The sequence below is a fragment of the Glycomyces amatae genome, from assembly GCF_020991375.1.
Lineage (GTDB): Bacteria > Actinomycetota > Actinomycetes > Mycobacteriales > Micromonosporaceae > Glycomyces > Glycomyces amatae.
In genome coordinates this window covers 1-923 of the sequence record NZ_JAJLQZ010000056.1, presented here as the reverse complement: position 1 = coordinate 923, position 923 = coordinate 1, and the positions used below count along the sequence as shown (strand labels likewise).

General features: G+C 67.0%; 1 protein-coding gene. It reads left to right on the top strand.

Going from position 1 to position 923, the window contains the following annotated elements:
* Positions 1-139 precede the first annotated feature (139 nt).
* Positions 140-913 carry a transposase family protein gene (locus LO763_RS28580; RefSeq protein ID WP_230792312.1) on the top strand — a complete coding sequence of 258 codons (774 nt, stop codon included), beginning with the start codon at positions 140-142 and terminating at the stop codon, positions 911-913.
* The last annotated feature ends 10 nt before the right edge of the window (positions 914-923 follow it).

Here is a 923-nt window from a genome sequence, read left to right as displayed (position 1 = left end):
TGAGCCTGTTTCATCGTGTCTGAGTTCTGCTGCGGCGCAGCGTATCTGAAACGAGACCGACGATCCTGGAAGCAAGCAGCAAGGAAGCTCCTGGTAGAACCGCAGGTGCTGAAATCCGCTGTTCGCCAGGAGCTTCCCCTTGCTGTTTTACCCTGCCGCTCTCCCGCTGTCCACCTCGACCCTCACCCGAGTCGCCCGGCTCATCCGCACCCACCGCAAAACCCTCGGCTCCCGCTGGCGGACCCTCGATCCCGGCGAGCAGGCCTTGCTCACCCTCGCCCACCTGCGCAAAGGCGAAACGCTCCGCAGCCTCGCCGCCAGCTTCGGCATCTCGCCCGCCACCGCATGGCGGCGCACCCGCGAGACCATCGCCCTCCTCGCCGCCCTCGCCCCGGGCCTGCGCGACGCCCTGCGCCACGTCAAGCGCTCGGGCGCGGCCTTCGTGATCCTCGACGGCACCCTGGTCCACATCGACCGCAACCGGATCGACCGGCCCTACTACTCCGGCAAACACCAGCGGCACGGTATGAACCTGCAGGCCATCGCCGACGCCCACGGGAACCTGCTGTGGATCTCCGGGGCGATCCGCGGATCGATCCACGACACCAAGGCCGCCCGGATCTGGCAGATTCCTCGGCTGCTGGCCGAGCACGGCCTGTTCGCCTTGGGCGACAAAGGCTACGACGGCCTCGACCACGACCTGGTCGTCACGCCGATCAAGGGCAAGGACAAGCCCGAGTGGCAGAAGGAGGTCAACCGCCTCCACGCCCGGCTCCGCGGCCCCGGCGAGCGCGTGTTCGCCCAGCTCAAGACCTGGGCAATCGTCGACCAAGTCCGCTGTGCCCCAGAGCGGGTCACCCAAATCGCCAAGGCGATCCAGGTCCTCAACGACTACGAGCACCAATCACGATGAAACAGGCTCA